The sequence below is a fragment of the Stenotrophomonas sp. YJH_SMC_21 genome (genome assembly GCF_059369555.1).
This window is the reverse complement of record NZ_JCAFSU010000002.1, coordinates 16,672-36,056: the sequence shown is the minus strand read 5'-3', so window position 1 is coordinate 36,056 and position 19,385 is coordinate 16,672. Positions and strand designations below refer to the sequence as shown.

The following is a 19,385-nucleotide window of genomic DNA, read 5'->3' as shown; positions in this document are numbered from 1 at the left end:
GCTAATGCGCAGTCACCATCGTCTGCGAGCGACAGCTGGCCTCGGTCATCACCAAGGCCAGCTGCTTCAGTGAGTAGGGCTTGCGCAGCAGCGTGAAACCGTGGCCTGGATCGCGGGCCAGCAGTTCGCTGTAGCCACTGGTGAGAATGATCGGAAGATCGGGCAGGCGGCTGCGGATGGTGCGGGCCAGATCCAGCCCATTGGTCCCGGGCATGACCACGTCGCTGAACACCACGTGGAAACGCGCAGCGTCGCGCTCGAGCTCCGCCAGTGCTTCGTCGGCATTGCGCGCGAGTACGACGTTGTACTCAAGCTCGCGCAGCGCACCGACTGCAAATTCGGCCACATCCACATTGTCTTCCACCACCAGCACGCACAATCCGTGACCATGCAGCAATCCCGGTTGCGCGGTCGGCAGCTCGATGGAGGCGTTAGCCTGCGCCAGCGGCAGATACAGCGTGAAGCGCGTACCGACACCGGCCTGGCTCTGTACGTCCACTTCGCCCTCGGACTGCTTGACGAAGCCGAACACCTGGCTGAGGCCAAGCCCGGTGCCCGCGCCCACTCCCTTGGTGGTGAAGAATGGCTCGAAGATCCGGTCCACCACGGACGGATCGATACCGGCACCGGTGTCGCTGACGCTGATCGCAGCGAAGTTGCCTTTCATCGGCGCCGCGAACCGCACGGAAGGCACCGATGTCAGCTGTTCCACATCGATCGTCACCTTGCCGTGGCCGTCGATGGCGTCGCGCGCGTTCACCGCGATGTTGATCAGTGCGGTGTCGAGCTGGGTCCGGTCCAGCAGCACCGGCAACGGGGCGTCGGGCAGGTTCACCGACACGGAGATGCGTGCACCCAGCACTGTGGTGATGATGTCTGAAAGCGCGCGTACGCTCTCGCAGAGGTCGAATACCTGCGGCGACAGGCTCTGCCTGCGCGAGAACGCCAGAAGCTGGGCGGTCAGGCGAGTGGCGCGGTCAGCGGCGGTTTCGATCGCCTGTACATAGCGCAGGCGCGCATCTTCGGCCGGCCAGGTATGCAGCAGCATGTCCACGGAGCCGGTGATGACCTGAAGCAGATTGTTGAAGTCGTGGGCAACGCCGCCGGTCAGCTGGCCGATGGCCTCCAGCTTCTGCGACTGCCGCAGCTGTTCGCGGGCGCGTACCAGTTCAAGATGGGCCTCGCGTGCCTGCTCGGTGATGGCCGCCACCTGGCGGGTGTGCCGGTCGCGTTCGATCACCCGTTCGGTCTGCTCGCTGACCATGCAGATGATGCCGGCCACGCCTCCGCAACCGGCACGCAGCGGCGAGTAGGAGAACGTCCAGAATGTCTCGCGCAACGTGCCATCACGGTCCATCATCAACGGCATGTTCTTGAAACTGCGGCTTGTACCGCCGAAGGCGTCGTTGACAGCATCGACGACGTCGGCCCAGACGTCCGCCCAGACGTCTTCCAATCGGCTGCCCATGGCGCCGTGCAGCTTGCCGCCCAGCATCGGCAGGTAGGCATCGTTGAAGAAGAACGCCTTGTTGTCGTGGCCCCATGCGATCCACAGAGGCTCCGGAGAATCCAGGATCATCGCCAGCAGAGCGCGAAGTTCGGGAGGAGCATTGATCGCGTCGGTGGAACGGGCCCAGTCGCTGTCCTGCAGCAGTCGGTAGGCGAGTTGATCGGGTGCCGAGACAGGAAGGGGGAAGGGATGCATGGCCGTGCGCGAAGAAAGGTGCCGCAGCTTAGCCGAGGTGATGTCATTGCGCCCTGCACAGCTCCTTTGCCCTGGCTGTCATCGGCCCTGCGCGGCGCACGAGGTGGCTCACGGGGCGCCCTCTGACTGCACCATCATCCCTGCGCCAACAGCCTGCGTCGTGGCACCGTCGTATTGCAGCCTCAGACACCCAGAAGCGAATTCACCTGCCAATCGGCAACCCGCGCATGGCTCACCGCCTGATGACTGCCGCATCCGTCGCAGCGGAACAAGGCGCCGCCCGGCAGCTGGACCAGATTGTCTTCGCTGGCCGAGCGGGTTTCAGAGCAATGCCGGCAGATGACAGTGAGCGCCGTAATGCGCTCCACCCCGCCAGACAGGTCGAACACAGCTTCAAAGGCATGGATGACAGGGTGACCAGTGGCCGGCATCGGGAAAGTCGTCGTGATGGGGAGGCCTTATCCTGCCCCCCCGATCGTGACGGGCTGGTCATCCGCATGCATTGGAACGATCAAGATGCCCGGCGGATCAGAGATCCTTCTTCTTGCCGCTCAGGTCGATCGGCCTGTCACTGCCCTTGCGCTCGCTCGACCACACTTCCATGCTCTTGTTGCAGCGGCTCTCGCGGGCAGCCACTTCGGGCGGCAGGTCCTTCAGATGCGGCGACTCCTGGCAGGCCTGGTGCATGTTGCTGTCGTCATACGTGGCACAGGCGCTGAGCGTGGCCAGAGCAATGGCGGTGAGGGAAGCGCGAAGCAGGGGCTGCAGGATCATGGGGAGGTCTCGGGTGGTGCCGGGCTGGCCATGGAATTCAAATCCGTGACCCCGGGCACGAGCAATCCGTCCAACCGCACTTGTTATTCTGTAACAGATGCGCGATAGTCCGGCGCCTGCTGCTGTCAGGCGACGCAGATCATCAGGATCATGCTCAGCGCCAGCATCAGCACGAATACGCGCCGGCTCAGCGCAAGGCAGGCCAGGCAGGCGGCCAGTGCCCAGGCAGCCAGCAGCGCGCAGGCCAGCAGCCACAGCCCGATCACGATCAAGGACCCGGTCGCCAGCGCCGACAACGCGATGGCCTTGTACAGAGCCACGCCCAACACGCTGCCGAGCACGCCCGCCTGCAGGGCGATGGCATCGTGATGTGCGGGGGCAGGCGCGTGGAGCATGGTGGCTGGATGGTTCCAAGCGTGAGCGGCGCGCGTACTGTGCCCGAATACACATCCACGCCATGTGTACTTCGCCGACGGCGTGATCAGTGACGGCGGCGCGACAGCAATAGCCCAATGCCCACCACGGGCACGATCCCAAGGATCGGTGCTTTGTACAACGGCCAGCCATGCAGTACGCCCGTGATCACCAGTGCCGCCGTCGCCAGCAACAGGCCCGCACCCCAAACGCGTGCGGGCCAGGCACCGAAGAAGTGGCGACGTTGCGGAGCCGCGGCAGCGTTGGCGGGCCGATCTGCGAGCGCCTCTGCCAGTGCGTCCCGGAAGGTTGGGAAATCATGCATCGATGCCCGCGTGCGCTGCAGCAGCACGCTCGGTCCATCGATCAGGATCAGATCGACATGATCGTCCAGGTTGTAGGACCGGATCTGCTTGAACGGGAGAGGAGGACGGTGCTGGAATACCAGACGATCCTGTTCCAGTACCACCCGGTCCCGTTGTGGGGAATAGACAACGAAGCCGAGAATCAGCGGCGACAGCGTGAAAATCGCTGCCGCGCCCAGTGCCGGAAGCGGCCCAAGTTCGGGTGCGACGGCAAACAGGAGTATTGCCAGTGGTCCGGCTCCGGCGGCAACGATGGCGTACTGGTGATAGCGCCTGAAGATGCGTACTTCGCTGCCGATTTTCCGCGGCCGGGCGGGGAGACGGGAGCGGGCGGGGGGTGACTTCATGGATTGCGTTCGATCACGGCATTCTGGCAAGAAAGCGTGGCGTCGCGTTGCAATGAAGTCCATACAACTATTTCGAATCCACCCTTGCTGGACCCCTGTGTGAGTCCTCGTGCGCCTTCGCCCACGCATCTGCTCAGTCGAACTCGCCCTCGGCCGATTCCAACCGCTGCCGGTACGCCGCCCGATGCTGGTACAGGCGCTGGCACTCGGCGGACCGGTGGATCCGGCTGGCCGGTTCGTTGGCCACGGCGTCGCACATCCTTGCGATGTGGTTGTTGGACGCCAGTTCGGTCACGAAGAACACGGCGGTGATGCCGGTACCCAGCAGCACGACATAGAGCAGGCGGCTGAGCCAGCGCGTGCGCTTGCGCTCGAAGTGCTGCTGGAGGGTCAGGTCGAAGCGGATGATGCTGAGCACGATCCAGATGATCGCGACCAGGAAGCAGATGGTAGGCAGCAGGCCTCGCCAGATTCCTGCTTCGTACACCGACTCGCTGTAGTGAACTGCTGCCCCGGCACCTGCGATGGCGATCGCCAGCGCCCAGTTACGTCCCAGCGAGAGCAGGTCATCGAGCAGCTTCTCCCGGTTCCTGGTCGATCCTGCTGCCACGTGGGTTCCGTCTCCATGCTGCGACCGGCGGCGGAACTGCCGCCGATCCTGCAGATGGTGGAGCATCGCTGCGGCGATGAGAAGACCGCGCGGCTCAGTGTGCGATGGCGCGGGCGCCGATCCAGCGCCGGTAGCGGCGGGTCCGACACTTTGCGGCCGCCTGTGCCAGCAGCAGGGCCCATACCGGTGAGACCGTGGGTGCGGTGGGGCGGCGCCGGCTCAACCGGCCCAGCTGATACTTCACTGCGGCCATGTGCGCACTGGCCGCCAGCGGCTTGCTGCGCCAGTTGATGTTGCGCAGTGTCGGCACCGGATCGCGGCCCTGCTGCCAGTGCTGCGGCAGATCCGGCTCGATCGCCAGCGCCGTGGCGATGCCGATCATGGCCACGCCGCTGGCCAGCACCTGCTCTGCCACTTCGCGGCGGCGGATGCCGCCGGTGACCATCAGCGGCATCGTTGCCACCGTGGCGATCTCGCGCGCGAATTCGAGGAAGTACGCTTCGCGGGCCACGCTGCGCTGGTCGCGTGCGGCGCCGGTCATGGCCGGTGCTTCATAGCTGCCGCCAGACAGTTCGACCAGATCCACGCCGAGGGGCGCCAGCATCTCGACCACGTCGCGCGCGTCCTCGGGCGAGAAGCCACCCCGCTGGAAGTCGGCGGAGTTGAGCTTCACCGCCACCACGAACGTGGGCGCCACCGCCGCGCGCACACCCTGCACGATCTCCAGCAGCAGGCGTGCACGGTTCTGCAGGCTGCCACCCCAGCGGTCATCGCGGCGGTTCGACAGCGGCGACAGGAACTGGCTGAGCAGGTAGCCGTGCGCGGCATGGATCTCCACGCCGCTGAAACCGGCGCGCTCGGCCAGCTCGGCACTGCGGATGAAGCGGGCGATCACGTCTTCAATATCCGCCTCGGTCATCGCCCGCGGCGGCGCGAACTGTTTGGACAGTGCGCCCATGTCCAAGGGGACCGCCGAAGGAGCCAATGCCGGCTGGCCGAGCGCGGCCGGCATCTGCCGCCCGGGGTGGTTGATCTGCATCCACATCTGCACCCCGCGCGAGCGCGCGGCGTCGGCCCAGGCGATGAAACGCTCCAGGTGGCGATCGTCCTCCAGCACCACGCCGCCGGGGCCGGTCATGGCGCGGCCATCAACCATCACGTTGCCGGTGATGATCAGTCCGGCGCCGCCGTCGGCCCAGCGCTGGTACAACTGCAGCAGCGCTTCGGAGGGGGCGTGGTCGGCGTCGGCCATGTTCTCCTCCATCGCCGCCTTGGCGATGCGGTTGCGGATGAGGGCGCCGGAAGGCAGCGCCAGGGGCGAGAACAGCGACATGGGACAGCTCCAGGACAGGGGAATGGCGCTACGCTAACCTTCAAGCTTTATTGAAGGTCAATGGGTTCCGATGTCGAGGATTCAGGCAGATGAAGATCGGTGAGCTGGCCCGCCGCACGGGCCTGGCGGCGTCACGCATCCGCTTCTATGAGGAGGCAGGGTTGCTGGTCGTCCAGCGGCAGGCCAACGGCTACCGCGACTACCCGGAGCAGGCGGTGCTGCTGCTGGAGCTGATTACCGGTGCGCAGCGCGCCGGCTTCAGCCTGGAGGAGATACGCGCCTTGCTGCCACCGGACATGGGCCAGTGGCAGCACGACGCATTGATCTCGATGCTGCAGCAGAAGGTGGCCGACATCGAGGCGCTGCAGTTGCGGCTGGCAGAGAGCCGGGCGCACCTGCTGGCCCTGATCGAGGACATCCAGGCGCGGCCGGAGGGCATCGACTGCGCGGCCAACTCGCGGCGGGTGCTGGAGCGCGTCAAGCGCGGTGAGCTGGCGCGCCCGACACTTGCGGCCGGCGATACGGCGTTGCTGCGGCCGGATCGCCGCCGCCGCGCGGGCAGCAGCTGACGATCCGGCGCGAAGGTCAGTGACTGCCCACGCCGGCTGTCTTGCGCTTCCTGTCCAGCATCACCGCCACGCACCACAGCAGCAGGCCGCCGATGGCAGTGGCGGCACCGACATAGCCGGTGCTGGCCGGGCTGAAGCCGGCACTGATCGCCATGCCGCCCAGCCACGGCCCGAGCGCATTGGCGGTATTGAAGGCGGCATGGTTGGAGGCGGCGGCCAGGGTCTGTGCTTCGCCGGCCACGTCCATCAAGCGCGTCTGCAATACTGCGGCCAGCGCGCCCATGGTGCCGACGGTGATGATCATCGGACCGATGGTCCACACCGATTGCGCGGCCAGCGGATACAGCAGCAGCATCACGATCGACCACAGCAGCACCACCGCGGCGGCCTTGAAGTGGAACTTGTCGACCAGCCAGCCACCGGCGATGTTGCCGATGATCGCGCCGATGCCGAACACGCCCACCGCCAGCGGCATCCACGATTCGGCCACGCCGGTGACCTGCACCAGGGTCGGTGCCAGGTAGGTGAACACGCAGAACATGCCGGCGAAGCCAACGGCGCCGATCGCCAGCGCCAGCCACACCTGGGTGGTGTTGAAGGCGCGCAGTTCGCGCATCGGCGAGGTACGAACCTCGTCCGGGTCCGGCAGCAGGAAGCGCGCGATCATCGCCACGGTGGCGATGGCCAGCACGCTGACCAGGGCAAAGGCGGTGCGCCAGCTCAGCTGCTGGCCCAGCCAGGTGGTCAGCGGATTGCCGACCAGGATCGCGATCGACAGGCCCAGCAACACGCGCGACATCGCCTGGCCGCGCTGGCCGGCAGGGCTGATCGCGGCGGCCACCAGCATCGCCACGCCGAAGTAGGCGCCATGCGGCAGGCCGGCGACGAAACGCGCAATGAGCATCGTGCCGTAGTTCGGCGCCAGTGCGCTGGCCAGGTTGCCGACGGCATAGAAGCCCATCAGTGCCAGCAGCAGCTTGCGGCGAGGGAAGCTGGCGCCGACGAAGGCGAGGATCGGGGCGCCGACGACCACGCCGATGGCGTAGGCGCTGATCAGGTGGCCGACCTGGGTTTCGGAAATCGACAGGCCGCGGCTGATCTCCAGCATCAGGCCCATGCTGGCGAATTCACTGGTGCCGATGGCGAAGCCGCCCAGCGACAAGGCAAGGATGATCAGGGTGCGCTGACGGGGCGTCAGCCGCGCAGCCAGGGAAGAGTTGGGGCTCATGCGGGGCGCGATGGGGGCGGGGAGCCGGTCATTGTACTGCTGCACCGCAACAAGGGCAGCAGCACTCAGGGTAAATCAGCGTTTGATCGGTGACACGTTCGCCCACCCGCCATCGCGCGGCGCGATCAGAGGCCCAGCGCTGCCCGGGCGTGCGCATACTTGCCGCGCAGGCGCCCGGCCGTCGCCGCGTCGAGCATCGCCAGGCGCTGCGGATCGGCGTTGTCATCCAGATCGGCCTGCTTCACCTTCAGTGCCAGCGGGTGGGCGGCAATGCGCGCGTAGTAGCTGTCCGCGTCGGGGGCCGCGTCGCGGTTGAGCAGGTGCACCGCCTCGCGCAGCGGGGCGGGAAAGACCTCGATCCGTGCGGCAAACGCCGGGCAGTCTTCGGCTACGTCATGCAGCCAGGCCACCACTTCGGCGTCATCGTCGCCGCGCACCGCGGCCGCCACCCGCGCCACATGGCAGATGTAAGGCTGGCCGGCCTTGTCCGTCTGGCCCGTGTGGGCCTCGGTGGCCAGCGTGCGTGCAAGTGCTACCCAGTCCATTGCAATCTCCTTGGATATCCGCAGACAGTTTCGCGCAGAAACCGTAGCGCTTGTGCATACGCCGATGACACTGCGATGGGCATCATGGCGGGGCAGGGGACGCAGTGTTGCCCCGACAAGGAGGAATGCGATGCAGGAATTCAGGCATGTGCTGGAAACCCGTGGCCGCTATCAGCTGGTAGCAGTGTCCTACGAGCCGGTGTACGCTCCGGGCGATGTGGTCGGCCATGCGGTCGTCGCCGACGATGGGGATCGTCTGACCGACCTGGTATCACTGGCCGAAGCGCGCCAACTGCTGTTGCAGCGGGTGCGTGAAGAGGGCGAAGAGCCCGGGCTGGAGAACGAAAACAACCTGCGGAAGAAGGCGTCGCGCTGGCGCCGCCGCTAGGCCGTCGCGCCCTCGTGCGCATCATGGAGGATTCGGGTGTTGCCCAGTAAGAAGTATCTGCTCATCGCCATCGTCACGCTGGCGACCCTGCTGCTTGGTTTCGTGTTTTCCGGCTACCTGACCCTGTTGTTCCTGGGGTTGGACACCAAGCTGTTCACCTGGAACACGTACTACCAGTACTACCACGCCATCGGCCAACCGCAGGTTGCGCCGTTCGTGGGCAAGATCAAGTGGGCCGGCTACGTGGGCTTCGGCTTGCCGCTGCTGGTCCTGCTGGTGACCGGTCTGGTGCTGCTGCTGAAGAAGGACAAGCGCTCGCTGCATGGCGACGCGCGTTTCGCCACCGGCGCCGACCTGTCCAGGCATGGCATGTTCAAGAAGACCGGCCAGAGCATCGTGGTCGGCAGCCATGGCGGCAAACTGGTGCGGCTGGACGGCCAGCAGTTCGTGATCCTTGCGGCACCCACCCGTTCAGGCAAGGGCGTGGGCGTGGTCATCCCGAACCTGCTGGAATACGGCGAATCGCTGGTGGTGCTGGACATCAAGCAGGAGAACTTCGACCTGACCAGCGGCTGGCGCGCCAGCCAGGGCCAGGAGATCTACCTGTTCAATCCCTTCGCCGAGGATCGGCGCACGCACCGCTGGAACCCGCTCAGCTATGTCTCCGACGATCCGGCATTCCGGGTGTCGGACCTGATGAGCATCGCTGCGATGCTGTATCCGGACGGCGCCGAGGACCAGAAGTTCTGGGTCAGCCAGGCGCGCAACGCGTTCATGGCCTTCACCCTGTATCTGTTCGAAAACTGGGACGACGAGCGCAGCAGTGGCTTCCCGGGCGGCTCGGGCACGCCGACGCTGGGTTCTGTCTACCGGTTGTCGTCCGGCGATGGCACCGATCTGAAGAAGTACCTCAAGGCCTTGTCGGAGCGTGCGTTCCTCAGCGCCAACGCGCGTTCGGCGTTCGCCAACATGCTGTCCCAGGCCGACGAGACCTTCGCCTCGATCCTGGGCACCTTCAAGGAACCGCTCAATCCCTGGATCAACCCGGTGCTGGACAAGGCCACCAGCAGCAACGACTTCCTGCTGACCGACGTGCGCAAGAAGAAGATGACCATCTACATCGGCATCCAGCCGAACAAGCTGGCCGAGAGCCGGCTGATCATCAACCTGTTCTTCAGCCAGCTGATCAACCTCAACACCAAGGAACTGCCCAAGTCCAACCCGGACCTGAAGTACCAGTGCCTGCTGCTGATGGACGAATTCACCTCGATCGGCAAGGTCGAGATCATCGCCTCGGCGGTGTCCTACATGGCCGGTTACAACATCCGCCTGCTGCCGATCATCCAGAGCATGTCCCAGCTCGATGCCACCTACGGCCGGGAAGTCTCGCGCACGATCATCACCAACCACGCGCTGCAGATCCTGTACGCGCCGCGCGAGCAGCAGGACGCCAACGACTATTCGGACATGCTGGGCTACACCACCATCCGCAAGAAGAACGTCACGCACGCCCGCGAGAAGACCCACAGCTTCACCGAGGAGCGGCGGGCACTGATGCTGCCGCAGGAGCTGAAGGCGATGGGGCCGGACAAGGAAGTGTTCCTGTACGAGGGCATACCGCATCCGGTGAAGTGCGACAAGATCCGCTACTACAAGGATCGCTACTTCACCTCGCGGCTGCTGCCGAAAGTCGACGTTCCAATGCTTAACGTCTAATTCACGTCGTTAAATTTGTGACGTAGATTCATATTCACTGACGTGAAAACGTGAGTTGAGTCAAGAATTCGGCATTTGTTCATAGATTTTCAGACTTGTCTGACATGGAATTGACGCGTGGTTGTGCGACCCTGTGCATGCCGTTCAGAAATGTGTGATGGATGGCAGATGTTGTAGAGCAGGGTGGCCAGGAGTTTGTGCCATGAAACATGGATGGTTTCGACGTTGGTGAGGTATGCGGGTGTGTCGCCGGGAGTGTCTGGCGGCCCCGCGACTTGGTTGGCAGCCGTTGGCTGCAGGGGAGCCGGAGTGGGTGTGCTGCCAGTCAGTGCGTCGCTCCGATTCCGGCGTGCGCGACGCAGCGCCGGACGACCAGGGGACCAATGCTCGGGACTGCTTTTTCGTACGTCAAAGTGAAGCCCGTATGAATCAGGCGTTTATCGCGAAAATGTCCATCGCCGCAGTGGCGGCGTTGATGGTGGCCGGTTGCGCCACCAAGTCCGCTCCCGATTTCGGAGGCCGCTGGAAGCCGGTGAACCGCTTTGCTGCGGCAACCACCGAGATCCCGCTGTACTCCAGTTACGTCTACCAGGCCTCGCCGATGGATGGCACGCTCAAAGCCATGCTCGAGCGCTGGGCCAAAGATTCCGGACGCACGCTGGATTACCGCCTGAGCTCGGACTTCACCCTGTACGGCGCGGTCTCCAACATCGACACCACCAACGCTCAGCAGGCCGTGATCGATCTGACGGCGGCCTATGCAGCGCAGGGCATCTCCGTCTCCATCGTTGGCAACCAGATCGTTGTGCAGAGCGCTGGCTCGACGCCGACCGCGTCGGCACAGGGCGCTGATTCCAACAGCGGCACCTGAGTCCACCTCGAAATCATCGAACGTGCCGCTCCCCGCGCCTGTCGCAGGGGTGCCACGCCCATTGATGTTTCAGCAGTACGGAAGAATCCATGTTCCGCAAGAAGGATCCCGGCAATAGTCCCAAGGTCGAGCAGTCGGTCGCCAAGGCGGTCAGCTACGAGATCACCGTGGCCGACATGGCGCGTCGCAGTGAGCGCCGTGCCTGGTGGGTCGCCACCGGCTCATTGCTGATGTCGCTGGCACTGGCTGGCGGCTACTACTACATGCTGCCGCTGAAGGAGAAGGTGCCGTTCCTGGTGATGGCTGATGCCTACACGGGTACCGCCACGGTGGCGCGCCTGAGGGGCACGTTCCAGGGCGAGACGATCACCACCAATGAAGCGGTCAACCGCAGCAATGTCGCCCAGTACGTGCTGGCGCGCGAGTCGTACGACTCCGCGGTGATGGGGTTGCGCGACTGGGAGCTGGTGTTCGTCATGTCCAGTGATGCCGTGGCCGCAAGCATGAAGCAGCGCTATGCCAGCAATAATCCGCAGAATCCGTTCGTGATGTACGGCCGGGGCAAGGCGATCAGGGTCAAGATCCTCAGCATCACCCCGCTGGGCGTGCAGGCGAACGGCAGCTTCCGTGGCGCGTCGGTGCGCATCCAGCGCAGCCTGCTCGACAAGCGCAGCGGTGCATCGACCTATCTGGACAACCAGTTGGTCACCATGCGCTTCCAGTACAACCAGAATCTGGCGCTCTCCGAACAGGACCGCGTGCTCAACCCATTGGCGTTCCAGGTCACGGAGTACCGTGTCGACAACGACTATGCGCGCGGCGTGCCCGTGCCGGATGACGGTGCCATGCAGCAGCAGGCCCAGGATGCCGCGCAACAGGCACAGCTCGCCGCACAGCAGGCGCAGGGCATGTACGTTCCGAACAATCCGGCCGCTGCCACCATGATCGATCCCGCCACCGGTCAGCCCGTCGCAGTGCCGGCCAATGGGCAGATGCAGCCGATGCAGGGTGCGCCCATGCAGGGGCAGCCGGTCCAGGGGCAGCCGATGCCGGGGCAGGGCGCGCCGGGACAGCCGGCAATGATGCCGGCACCGAACCATTCCACCGGAAATGCTGATGGAGCAAGCAACCGATGAGTAGTCGAAAAATCAGGGGAAGCGCGTGGGCGCTGCTGTCGTTGCTGTCGCTGGTGTTTTCCAGCGCGGCGATGGCACAGGCAGTTGACCACTACGAGTATGAGAAGGACCGCATCTACCCGGTTCGCACCGGCCTGGGCCTCACCACCCAGATCGAGCTGAGCCCGAACGAGAAGATCCTCGACTACAGCACCGGCTTCAGCAGCGGCTGGGAACTCACCCGTCGCGAGAACGTGTTCTATCTCAAGCCGAAGAACGTCGATGTCGACACCAACATGATGGTGCGTACCGAGACCCATTCGTACATTTTCGAGCTGAAGGTCGTTGCCACCGACTGGCGCCAGCTTGAGCAGGCCCGTCGCGCCGGCGTGCAGTACAAGATCGCATTCGTCTATCCGAATGACACTGTGTTCGGCCCTGCCCAGTCGGCGGTCGAGGAGGAGGCGCAGCCGCTGCTCAGTACCGAGCTGGCCAAGGATCGCCAATACAACTTCAACTACTCCTATTCGACCAGCAAGGCCAAGAAGATGGGATGGCTGGTCCCGGTCAACGCCTACGACGATGGCCGTTTCACCTATCTGAAACTGCCCAACTCGCCCGAGTACAAGACCGGTATCTTCCCGGCCGTATTCGGTCGCGAGAAGGAGTATGGCGAGGATTTCGTGGTCAACACCACGGTTGAGGGCAATACGCTGATCGTGCACGGGACGTACCCGTACCTGGTCATCCGCCACGGCGACTTCGTCGTCGGCCTGCGAAGGAACGTGAAGAAATGAGCCAGCAGAACACTCCCGAAAACGATCCGAATCCGTCTCCGTACGGACAGGGGCCTGCGGCTCAGGAGCCATCGGCGAACCCCTACTACGGGCACGCGCAGGCAGAGGCGGCGCCGGATCTGGATGCCAGTGCCCCACAGCTTCGCTCTGCGGAAGAGCAGCGCTTGAACCGCAAGGCGCTGTTGTTCCTCGGCGGCATCCTGGTGTTGTTGCTGGCCATGGGCTTCCTGCTGCTGCGCAAGGGCAAGGAAGACGCTGAAGAAGCCAAGGCGCCGCCGCAGGTTGCACGTTCGAGCACCCCCGACCTGCCGATCATTGCACCCTCCGCGATTCGCGAGGCCGCCCGGGAAGCCGCCGAGCCCATTCCGATGCTGCCGCCACCGCCGCAGGAAACGATGGGCCCGACGTTCATTCCTCGTGCCGAACCCGAACGCGAGGTCGAGCGTGGCCCGAGTCTGCTGGATCGCCGCATTGCCGGTAGTGGTGGCGCAGGCGTGGGCACGGGCGACGCTGGCGGCCAGGCCGCAGCAGGGGACAACGACGATCCCTACATGCAGGCCACGTTGGCTGCGCTGCAGGCGCAGAACGGCAATGCTCCGCCGGCCAAGGTGCGCCGCGGGCCTGATGTGGAGGATGTGTCCAATGCTTCCTACATCCGGAGCCCCGACGCGCTGCTGGTGCGTGGCACCTATCTGCGTTGTGTACTCGAGACCCGCATCATCACCGATCTTGCAGGTTATACGTCGTGCCTGTTGACCGAGCCGGTCTACTCGATCAACGGCCGCAGCCTGCTGCTGCCCAAGGGGTCCAAGATCTATGGTGCGTACGGTGGCGGTCCCAAGGGCAAGCGCGTGGAAGTGATCTGGGATCGCATCACCACGCCCAATGGCATCGACGTGGCCATGTCCAGCCCGGGCGTGGATCAGCTGGGTGGTGCCGGTCATCCTGGCCAGTACAGCGCGCACTGGGGTAGTCGCATTGCGTCGGCGTTGATGATCAGCCTGATCGCCGACGCCTTCAAGTACGCCGCAGCCGAGCATGGTCCAGAGTCGACGACGGTTTCCAGCAATGGTTTCGCCGTTCGTTCGCCCTATGAAAGCGCCACTGCGCGCACGATGGAGCGTCTCGCCAACGAAGCCCTCACCAGTTCGAATCGCCCGCCGACTGTCACCATCAACCAGGGCACCATCGTGAACGTCTACGTCGCAAAGGACGTTGACTTCACCAACGTGCTCAACCCGCGCCGGTAACCCGAAGAACAACCATGGACGCCGAAGTGTCACCCCTCGCCCTCGTTTCCAGCGATTTCCTGCGCTATCAGTACGAAGTGCTGGGCATCGCCGAGTACATGACATCCCCGGAAGTGACGGAAATCTGCATCAACCGTCCCGGTGAGCTGTACCTGGAAACCCGGGCCGGGTGGCAGCGGGTGGAGGTGCCGGGCCTGACCTTCGAGCGGGCCCGGCAGTTCTGCACGGCAGTGGTGAACGAGAGCAACACCGGCCAGCGCATCACCGATGCCGATCCGGTGGTGTCGCTCACGTTCCCCACCGGCCAGCGTGCGCAGTTCGTGATTCCACCTGCCTGTGATGCCGGCAAGGTTTCGATCACGATCCGCCTGCCGTCCAAGCACACCAAGTCGCTCACCCAGTACCACGAGGATGGTTTCTTCAACCAGATCCTGGAACAGGATGGCAGTCTGAGCGAGCAGGACCGCGAGCTGCTGGAACTGCGCCAGCAGCGCGAGTACGCAGAGTTCTTCCGTCGTGCGGTGATGTACCGCAAGAACATCGTGGTCTCCGGTGCGACCGGTAGCGGCAAGACCACCTTCATGAAAGCGCTGGTCAATCATATCCCGGACAACGAGCGCCTGGTCACGATCGAGGACGCACGCGAGCTGTTTCTGACCCAACCCAATGTGGTGCACCTGCTGTACTCCAAGGGCGGGCAGAGCACCAGCAATGTCAGCGCAAAGAGTTGCATGGAAGCCTGCCTGCGCATGAAGCCAGAACGCATCATCCTGGCCGAGCTGCGCGGTGACGAGGCGTTCTACTTCATCCGCAACTGCGCATCGGGCCACCCGGGCTCGATCACCAGTTGCCATGCCGGCAGCCCGGAGCAGACCTGGGATCAGCTGGCGCTGATGGTGAAGGCCTCGGCCGAGGGTTCGGGCCTGGAGTTCAACGTGATCAAGCGACTGTTGATGATGACCATCGACATCGTCGTGCATATCAAGGCGCATGCCGGCTCGCGCTACATCACCGGCATCGACTTCAATCCTGGGCGTGCCCAGGGGCAGGAGGGCTGACCAATGCTGCCAGGACTGGAAATGATGGCGTGCCCGGAAATGGCCGTCTCGATGGACGTGATGCAGCACGTCATCAACGTGGAATCGTCGCGCAACCCCTATGCCATCGGCGTGGTCGGCGGCGCCCTGGTGCGCCAGCCCAAGGCCCTCGACGAGGCGCTGGCCACCGTTCGCATGCTGGAGGAGAAGGGCTACAACTTCTCCATTGGCCTGGCTCAGGTCAACCGCTACAACCTGGGCAAGTACGGGCTGGATTCCTACGAGAAGGCCTTCCAGCAGTGCCCGAACCTGCAGGCTGGTTCGCGCATCCTCGCCGACTGCTACAAGCGCTCCGGTGGTGACTGGGGCAAGTCGTTCAGCTGCTACTACTCGGGCAACTTCGAGACCGGCTTCCGTCACGGGTACGTGCAGAAGATCTACGACTCGATCCGCCGCGGTCAGCAGGTCGCAAGCAACGGCGTCGCGCCGATTGACGTGGTCAGCCGCGGCGAGCGTCGGGTGGTCAGGGTCGAACATCATCCGCAGACGGCCTCGCCGGCCCAGGCACGCATCGTCGCCCAGGCCAGTGCGCCGGTGTACGTGCCGTCCAATGACCCGGCCCGGGCCTACACCGTTTACCCATCCACCGGTGCGATGGCCCGCGGCAGCCTGCTGAACATCGCCGACCAGGCGGTGTCGCGCGTGGTGCTGGGTTCGGTCGATCGAATGATGCAGCCACAGGCGCAGGGCGGAAACGATATGCCGCAGCAGGCTCCGCAGCCGTATCAGCAGCCTGGTGCGGCGCAGGGTGGGGCAGCCATGCCGCAACAGCTTCCCGGAATGGCTGCCGGCGCGAACGCGCCGGTGATGCTGCGCCCGTGGAATGAGCGTAACGCGCCGGCAGCGGACACCCAGAATTTCTACAACGCACCGGCGCCCCGTGCGCCGGTGCAGCAGATTCCCGCAGGGGATGCGGCCTTCGTGTTCTGACGAAGTCGTGGTGCGACCGGTCCCCCGGCTGGTCGATTCAGTTGTGTTAGTCCATCAACAAGGAAATCAATCCATGAAGCGATTCAATCTCGACCTCGTCCAGGCCCAGCGCACGCTGAAGACCATGCTGATGGCCGTCGCATTCGCCGGTGCCGTGTTCGCTCCGCAGGCCCTGGCCGGCACTGACTTCGGTGGTACCGATGGCAAGGTCTGCGGCTTCTTCTCCAACATCAACGGTCTGCTGAACATGGCCTCGATCGCCGTGGTCACGATCGCCGTGATCTTCGCCGGTTACCAGATTGCGTTTGCCCACAAGCGCATCGGTGACGTGGCCCCGATCCTCATCGGCGGTGTGCTGATCGGCGCGGCAGGCCAGATCGCGCGCATGCTGCTCGGCAAGGAGGCTGGCAGCTGCGAAAAGGTCGGTGGTGGCGACGGCGCTGGCATGGCGTTCGAAATGATCAAGCACGCCGTCCAGTACTACAGTGCATAAGAACGTCCTGTTCCGGGGATGCACGCGCCCAGCGATGTTCCTGGGCGTTCCCTACCTGCCATTTTTCATGGTGGCGGGTGGGTTGTTGCTGCTGAGCATGTACACGAACTTCTGGTTTCTGCTGACCATCCCGGTGGCCATTTTCATCATGCGGCAGATGGCCAAGCGTGACGAGATGATCTTCCGCCTGCTGGGCCTGCGCCTGATGTTCAAGCTCAAGGTGCGCAACGTGCAGGAGCATGATGGCATGTGGGTGTTCAACCCGAATCACTACCGCAACAAGCCAGCCCCCAGGGATTGAGGGCTGGATCCGGCCAGGCGGGCGTTGAGCGCCCGCCTGGCCAACTCCGCATCTTTGTCGGCAGTACCTTTTGGAAGCAGTCGTATGTTCAACCCAGATACCTCCATCAGCGAATTCATCCCCTTGTCGTCGCACGTGGCTCCGAATGTGGTGAAGACCACGGGCGGCGACTACCTGTTGACGTGGCACCTGGAAGGGCTGCCGTTCGTGGGGCGCGAAGAATGGGAGCTTGAGCATCGGCACAACACCTTCAACCGGTTGCTGCAGACGCTGCGCGCGCCGGATTTCGTCAACGTTGCCTTCTGGGTGCATGACATCCGGCGCCGTCGCACCCTGAAGGGAAAGAGCTACTACAAGCAGCGCTTCAACCAGGATGTGTCCGACCAGTACATGGGCATGCTGTCCTCCCAGCGCATCATGCAGAACGAGCTGTACCTGACGATGATCTATCGCCCGGTGGTGGCGGGAAAGCGCTTCGTGGAGAAGTCCGCGAACGTGGACAAGCTGCGCGCAGAGCAGGAGCAGGCCGTCGAGAAGCTGATGGAGCTCGCCGGCAACGTCGAGGCTGTGATCCGCGACTACGCGCCTTACCGGCTCGGTATGTACGAAGCCAGGAACGGCGTGGTGTTTTCCGAAACGCTTGAGCTGTTCGGCTACCTGATCAACCGCATCGATGAGCCGGTACCGGTGCTGTCGGCGCCTGTGAAAGACTATCTTCCGGTCAGCCGTCATATGTTCTCGGCCAAGACCGGCGATTTCGTGATCAATACGCCCAATGGCGTTAACCATTTCGGCGCGATCCTGAATATCAAGGAATATGCCGAGGGGACCTATCCGGGCATCCTCAATGGTCTGAAGTATCTGGACTACGAGTACGTCATCACCCATTCGTTCAGCCCGATGGGGCGCCAGGACGCATTGAAGGTGCTGGACCGGACCAAGGGCATGATGATCTCCTCGGGCGACAAGGCGGTCAGTCAGATCGTCGAACTCGACCAGGCGATGGATCATCTGTCGTCAGGCAACTTCGTGCTGGGCGAATACCACTTCATCATCGCGGTGTATGGCGACAGCCAGGCGAAGCTGTCGCAGAACGTGGCCTCGACCCGTGCCGAGCTGTCGAACGCCGGTTTTGTGTCGACCAAGGAGGACCTGGCAGTCACCTCGTCGTTCTATTCGCAGCTGCCGGCCAACTGGCGCTTCCGCACGCGGCTGGCCAACGTCAGCTCGCTGAATTTCCTCGGCCTGTCGCCGCTGCACAACTTCGCCACGGGCAAGCAGCACAACAACCCGTGGGGCGACTGCGTGACCACGCTGCAGACCACCAACGGCCAGCCGTACTACTTCAATTTCCATGCCACCCATCCATCCGAGAATTCGCTGGGTGAGAAGGCGATCGCCAACACCATGGTGATCGGCAAGTCCGGTACCGGCAAGACCGCGCTGATCAACTTCCTGCTCAGCCAGGTTCAGAAGTATGAGCCGTCACCGACCATCTTCTTCTTCGACAAGGACCGCGGTGCGGAGATCTTCGTGCGTGCCTGCGGTGGCAATTATCTGGCCCTGGAGAACGGTGCGCCGACCGGCTTCAACCCGTTCCAGTGCGAGAACAACGAAGCGAACGTGCAGTTCCTGGCCGACCTGATCAAGGTGCTGGCCGGCAAGCGCGAGTACAGCGCCCGCGAGGAAGAGGACATCTACCGTGCGGTGGAGAGCATGCTCGATACGCCGATGCATCTGCGCAGCATGACCAACTTCCAGAAGAGCCTGCCCAACATGGGCGACGACGGCCTCTATGCGCGCATGCGCCGTTGGACTTCGGGCAATTCGCTGGGTTGGGTCTTCGACAATCCGATCGATACGGTGGATCTGAGCAAGGCCAACATCATCGGCTTCGACTACACCGACATCATCGACAATCCCGAAGTGCGCGTGCCGGTCATCAATTACCTGCTGCACCGCCTGGAATCGCTAATCGACGGTCGACCGCTGATCTATGTAATGGACGAATTCTGGAAGATCCTGGACGGCGAGGGTGGCCTGAAGGAGTTCGCGAAGAACAAGCAGAAGACCATCCGTAAGCAGAACGGCTTGGGCATCTTCGCCACGCAGAGCCCGGAAGACGCGCTGAAGAGTGATATCTCCGCTGCCCTGATCGAGCAGACCGCCACGCTCATCCTGCTGCCGAACCCGAACGCCAGCAAGAGCGACTACATGGATGGCCTGAAGTTGACCGAGGCGGAGTTCAAGGTGGTCACGGCACTGGACGAGCGCTCGCGCTGCTTCCTGGTCAAGCAGGGCCATGCTTCCAGTGTCTGCCAGCTCAACCTGCGTGGCATGGACGACATCCTGTCGGTGATCTCGGCCTCGACCGACAACATCGACATCATGCATCGGGTGCTGCAGACGGCTGCAGTCCGCAATCGGATCACCGTGGACGAACTCACGCCGGAACAGTGGCTGGAGGACTTCTACAAGAACCGAAAGGGCTCTGGTAAAGCCAAGGCCTCTGCCGAAACCGATGCGGCTTGAAAGCC

21 protein-coding genes are annotated in these 19,385 nt (G+C 63.7%); 12 read left to right on the top strand and 9 right to left on the bottom strand.

Annotated features, from left to right (window positions below; translation table 11 throughout):
- Position 1: 1 nt before the first annotated feature.
- From AC5P67_RS03055 to AC5P67_RS03025, 7 genes are all read right to left on the bottom strand, one after another.
- Positions 2–1,705, bottom strand: coding sequence for an ATP-binding protein (locus tag AC5P67_RS03055; protein ID WP_049396605.1), 1,704 nt, complete (start codon positions 1,703–1,705; stop codon positions 2–4).
- 182 nt (positions 1,706–1,887) lie between these two features.
- Positions 1,888–2,136, bottom strand: coding sequence for a hypothetical protein (locus AC5P67_RS03050; protein WP_005410137.1), 249 nt, complete (start codon positions 2,134–2,136; stop codon positions 1,888–1,890).
- Positions 2,137–2,233: 97 nt separating this feature from the next.
- Positions 2,234–2,479, bottom strand: a complete 246-nt coding sequence (locus AC5P67_RS03045; RefSeq protein ID WP_005413847.1) for a hypothetical protein — start codon at positions 2,477–2,479, stop codon at positions 2,234–2,236.
- 125 nt (positions 2,480–2,604) lie between these two features.
- Positions 2,605–2,874 carry a hypothetical protein gene (locus tag AC5P67_RS03040; protein WP_005410135.1) on the bottom strand — a complete coding sequence of 90 codons (270 nt, stop codon included), beginning with the start codon at positions 2,872–2,874 and terminating at the stop codon, positions 2,605–2,607.
- Between the two features lie 86 nt (positions 2,875–2,960).
- Entirely contained in the window at positions 2,961–3,605 is a 645-nt protein-coding gene (locus AC5P67_RS03035; RefSeq protein WP_043034640.1) for a hypothetical protein, read from the bottom strand.
- A 133-nt stretch (positions 3,606–3,738) separates the two neighbouring features.
- Positions 3,739–4,215, bottom strand: coding sequence for a membrane protein (locus tag AC5P67_RS03030; protein ID WP_049460718.1), 477 nt, complete (start codon positions 4,213–4,215; stop codon positions 3,739–3,741).
- Between the two features lie 94 nt (positions 4,216–4,309).
- Entirely contained in the window at positions 4,310–5,548 is a 1,239-nt protein-coding gene (locus AC5P67_RS03025; RefSeq protein WP_180882404.1) for an NADH:flavin oxidoreductase/NADH oxidase family protein, read from the bottom strand.
- 89 nt (positions 5,549–5,637) lie between these two features.
- Between AC5P67_RS03025 and AC5P67_RS03020 the strand changes: the two genes are divergently transcribed.
- Positions 5,638–6,117, top strand: a complete 480-nt coding sequence (locus AC5P67_RS03020) for a MerR family transcriptional regulator (protein ID WP_005410131.1) — start codon at positions 5,638–5,640, stop codon at positions 6,115–6,117.
- Positions 6,118–6,133: 16 nt separating this feature from the next.
- Here AC5P67_RS03020 and AC5P67_RS03015 read toward each other — a convergent pair whose 3' ends face one another.
- Complete coding sequence (locus AC5P67_RS03015; protein WP_005410130.1) at positions 6,134–7,345, bottom strand: MFS transporter; 1,212 nt, start codon at positions 7,343–7,345, stop codon at positions 6,134–6,136.
- A gap of 125 nt (positions 7,346–7,470) precedes the next feature.
- Positions 7,471–7,890: an HD domain-containing protein gene (locus tag AC5P67_RS03010; RefSeq protein ID WP_049449078.1), complete on the bottom strand. Its 420-nt coding sequence runs from the start codon at positions 7,888–7,890 to the stop codon at positions 7,471–7,473.
- Between the two features lie 130 nt (positions 7,891–8,020).
- Here AC5P67_RS03010 and AC5P67_RS03005 point away from each other — a divergent pair, with 130 nt between their 5' ends.
- From AC5P67_RS03005 to AC5P67_RS02955, 11 genes are all read left to right on the top strand, one after another.
- Positions 8,021–8,278, top strand: a complete 258-nt coding sequence (locus AC5P67_RS03005) for a hypothetical protein (RefSeq protein ID WP_005410128.1) — start codon at positions 8,021–8,023, stop codon at positions 8,276–8,278.
- A 36-nt stretch (positions 8,279–8,314) separates the two neighbouring features.
- A complete protein-coding gene (locus AC5P67_RS03000) occupies positions 8,315–9,994 on the top strand; it encodes a type IV secretory system conjugative DNA transfer family protein (protein ID WP_043034644.1) in 1,680 nt (559 codons plus the stop codon).
- A gap of 424 nt (positions 9,995–10,418) precedes the next feature.
- Entirely contained in the window at positions 10,419–10,865 is a 447-nt protein-coding gene (locus AC5P67_RS02995; protein ID WP_012480646.1) for a hypothetical protein, read from the top strand.
- An 89-nt stretch (positions 10,866–10,954) separates the two neighbouring features.
- A complete protein-coding gene (locus AC5P67_RS02990; protein ID WP_043034645.1) occupies positions 10,955–12,001 on the top strand; it encodes a VirB8 family type IV secretion system protein in 1,047 nt (348 codons plus the stop codon).
- On the top strand, positions 11,998–12,777 hold the full coding sequence (locus AC5P67_RS02985; RefSeq protein WP_012480644.1) for a TrbG/VirB9 family P-type conjugative transfer protein: 780 nt from the start codon (positions 11,998–12,000) through the stop codon (positions 12,775–12,777). Before AC5P67_RS02990 ends, AC5P67_RS02985 begins: the two co-directional genes overlap by 4 nt.
- Positions 12,774–14,027: a TrbI/VirB10 family protein gene (locus AC5P67_RS02980; protein WP_012480643.1), complete on the top strand. Its 1,254-nt coding sequence runs from the start codon at positions 12,774–12,776 to the stop codon at positions 14,025–14,027. Before AC5P67_RS02985 ends, AC5P67_RS02980 begins: the two co-directional genes overlap by 4 nt.
- 14 nt (positions 14,028–14,041) lie before the next feature.
- Positions 14,042–15,085: a P-type DNA transfer ATPase VirB11 gene (gene virB11, locus AC5P67_RS02975; RefSeq protein WP_033833165.1), complete on the top strand. Its 1,044-nt coding sequence runs from the start codon at positions 14,042–14,044 to the stop codon at positions 15,083–15,085.
- 3 nt (positions 15,086–15,088) lie between these two features.
- The gene (locus AC5P67_RS02970) at positions 15,089–16,054 is read left to right on the top strand and encodes a lytic transglycosylase domain-containing protein (RefSeq protein WP_024958422.1); all 966 of its coding nucleotides are present in this window, start codon (positions 15,089–15,091) and stop codon (positions 16,052–16,054) included.
- A gap of 73 nt (positions 16,055–16,127) precedes the next feature.
- Positions 16,128–16,547 carry a TrbC/VirB2 family protein gene (locus AC5P67_RS02965; protein WP_012480640.1) on the top strand — a complete coding sequence of 140 codons (420 nt, stop codon included), beginning with the start codon at positions 16,128–16,130 and terminating at the stop codon, positions 16,545–16,547.
- Positions 16,540–16,848: a VirB3 family type IV secretion system protein gene (locus tag AC5P67_RS02960; protein WP_012480639.1), complete on the top strand. Its 309-nt coding sequence runs from the start codon at positions 16,540–16,542 to the stop codon at positions 16,846–16,848. The genes AC5P67_RS02965 and AC5P67_RS02960 overlap by 8 nt, the downstream gene beginning before the upstream one ends.
- An 84-nt stretch (positions 16,849–16,932) precedes the next feature.
- Complete coding sequence (locus tag AC5P67_RS02955; protein WP_012480638.1) at positions 16,933–19,380, top strand: VirB4 family type IV secretion/conjugal transfer ATPase; 2,448 nt, start codon at positions 16,933–16,935, stop codon at positions 19,378–19,380.
- Positions 19,381–19,385: the final 5 nt, after the last annotated feature.

Coding starts and splice junctions, on each gene's coding strand:
- AC5P67_RS03015 (WP_005410130.1), bottom strand. CDS start 7,345: ATGAGCCCCAACTCTTCCCTGGCTGCGCGGCTGACGCCCCGTCAGCGC.
- AC5P67_RS03005 (WP_005410128.1), top strand. CDS start 8,021: ATGCAGGAATTCAGGCATGTGCTGGAAACCCGTGGCCGCTATCAGCTG.
- AC5P67_RS02970 (WP_024958422.1), top strand. CDS start 15,089: ATGCTGCCAGGACTGGAAATGATGGCGTGCCCGGAAATGGCCGTCTCG.
- AC5P67_RS02990 (WP_043034645.1), top strand. CDS start 10,955: ATGTTCCGCAAGAAGGATCCCGGCAATAGTCCCAAGGTCGAGCAGTCG.
- AC5P67_RS02995 (WP_012480646.1), top strand. CDS start 10,419: ATGAATCAGGCGTTTATCGCGAAAATGTCCATCGCCGCAGTGGCGGCG.
- AC5P67_RS03020 (WP_005410131.1), top strand. CDS start 5,638: ATGAAGATCGGTGAGCTGGCCCGCCGCACGGGCCTGGCGGCGTCACGC.
- AC5P67_RS03025 (WP_180882404.1), bottom strand. CDS start 5,548: ATGTCGCTGTTCTCGCCCCTGGCGCTGCCTTCCGGCGCCCTCATCCGC.
- AC5P67_RS03040 (WP_005410135.1), bottom strand. CDS start 2,874: ATGCTCCACGCGCCTGCCCCCGCACATCACGATGCCATCGCCCTGCAG.
- AC5P67_RS03050 (WP_005410137.1), bottom strand. CDS start 2,136: ATGCCGGCCACTGGTCACCCTGTCATCCATGCCTTTGAAGCTGTGTTC.
- AC5P67_RS03045 (WP_005413847.1), bottom strand. CDS start 2,479: ATGATCCTGCAGCCCCTGCTTCGCGCTTCCCTCACCGCCATTGCTCTG.
- AC5P67_RS02980 (WP_012480643.1), top strand. CDS start 12,774: ATGAGCCAGCAGAACACTCCCGAAAACGATCCGAATCCGTCTCCGTAC.
- AC5P67_RS02965 (WP_012480640.1), top strand. CDS start 16,128: ATGAAGCGATTCAATCTCGACCTCGTCCAGGCCCAGCGCACGCTGAAG.
- AC5P67_RS03055 (WP_049396605.1), bottom strand. CDS start 1,705: ATGCATCCCTTCCCCCTTCCTGTCTCGGCACCCGATCAACTCGCCTAC.
- AC5P67_RS02955 (WP_012480638.1), top strand. CDS start 16,933: ATGTTCAACCCAGATACCTCCATCAGCGAATTCATCCCCTTGTCGTCG.
- AC5P67_RS03010 (WP_049449078.1), bottom strand. CDS start 7,890: ATGGACTGGGTAGCACTTGCACGCACGCTGGCCACCGAGGCCCACACG.
- virB11 (WP_033833165.1), top strand. CDS start 14,042: ATGGACGCCGAAGTGTCACCCCTCGCCCTCGTTTCCAGCGATTTCCTG.
- AC5P67_RS03035 (WP_043034640.1), bottom strand. CDS start 3,605: ATGAAGTCACCCCCCGCCCGCTCCCGTCTCCCCGCCCGGCCGCGGAAA.
- AC5P67_RS02985 (WP_012480644.1), top strand. CDS start 11,998: ATGAGTAGTCGAAAAATCAGGGGAAGCGCGTGGGCGCTGCTGTCGTTG.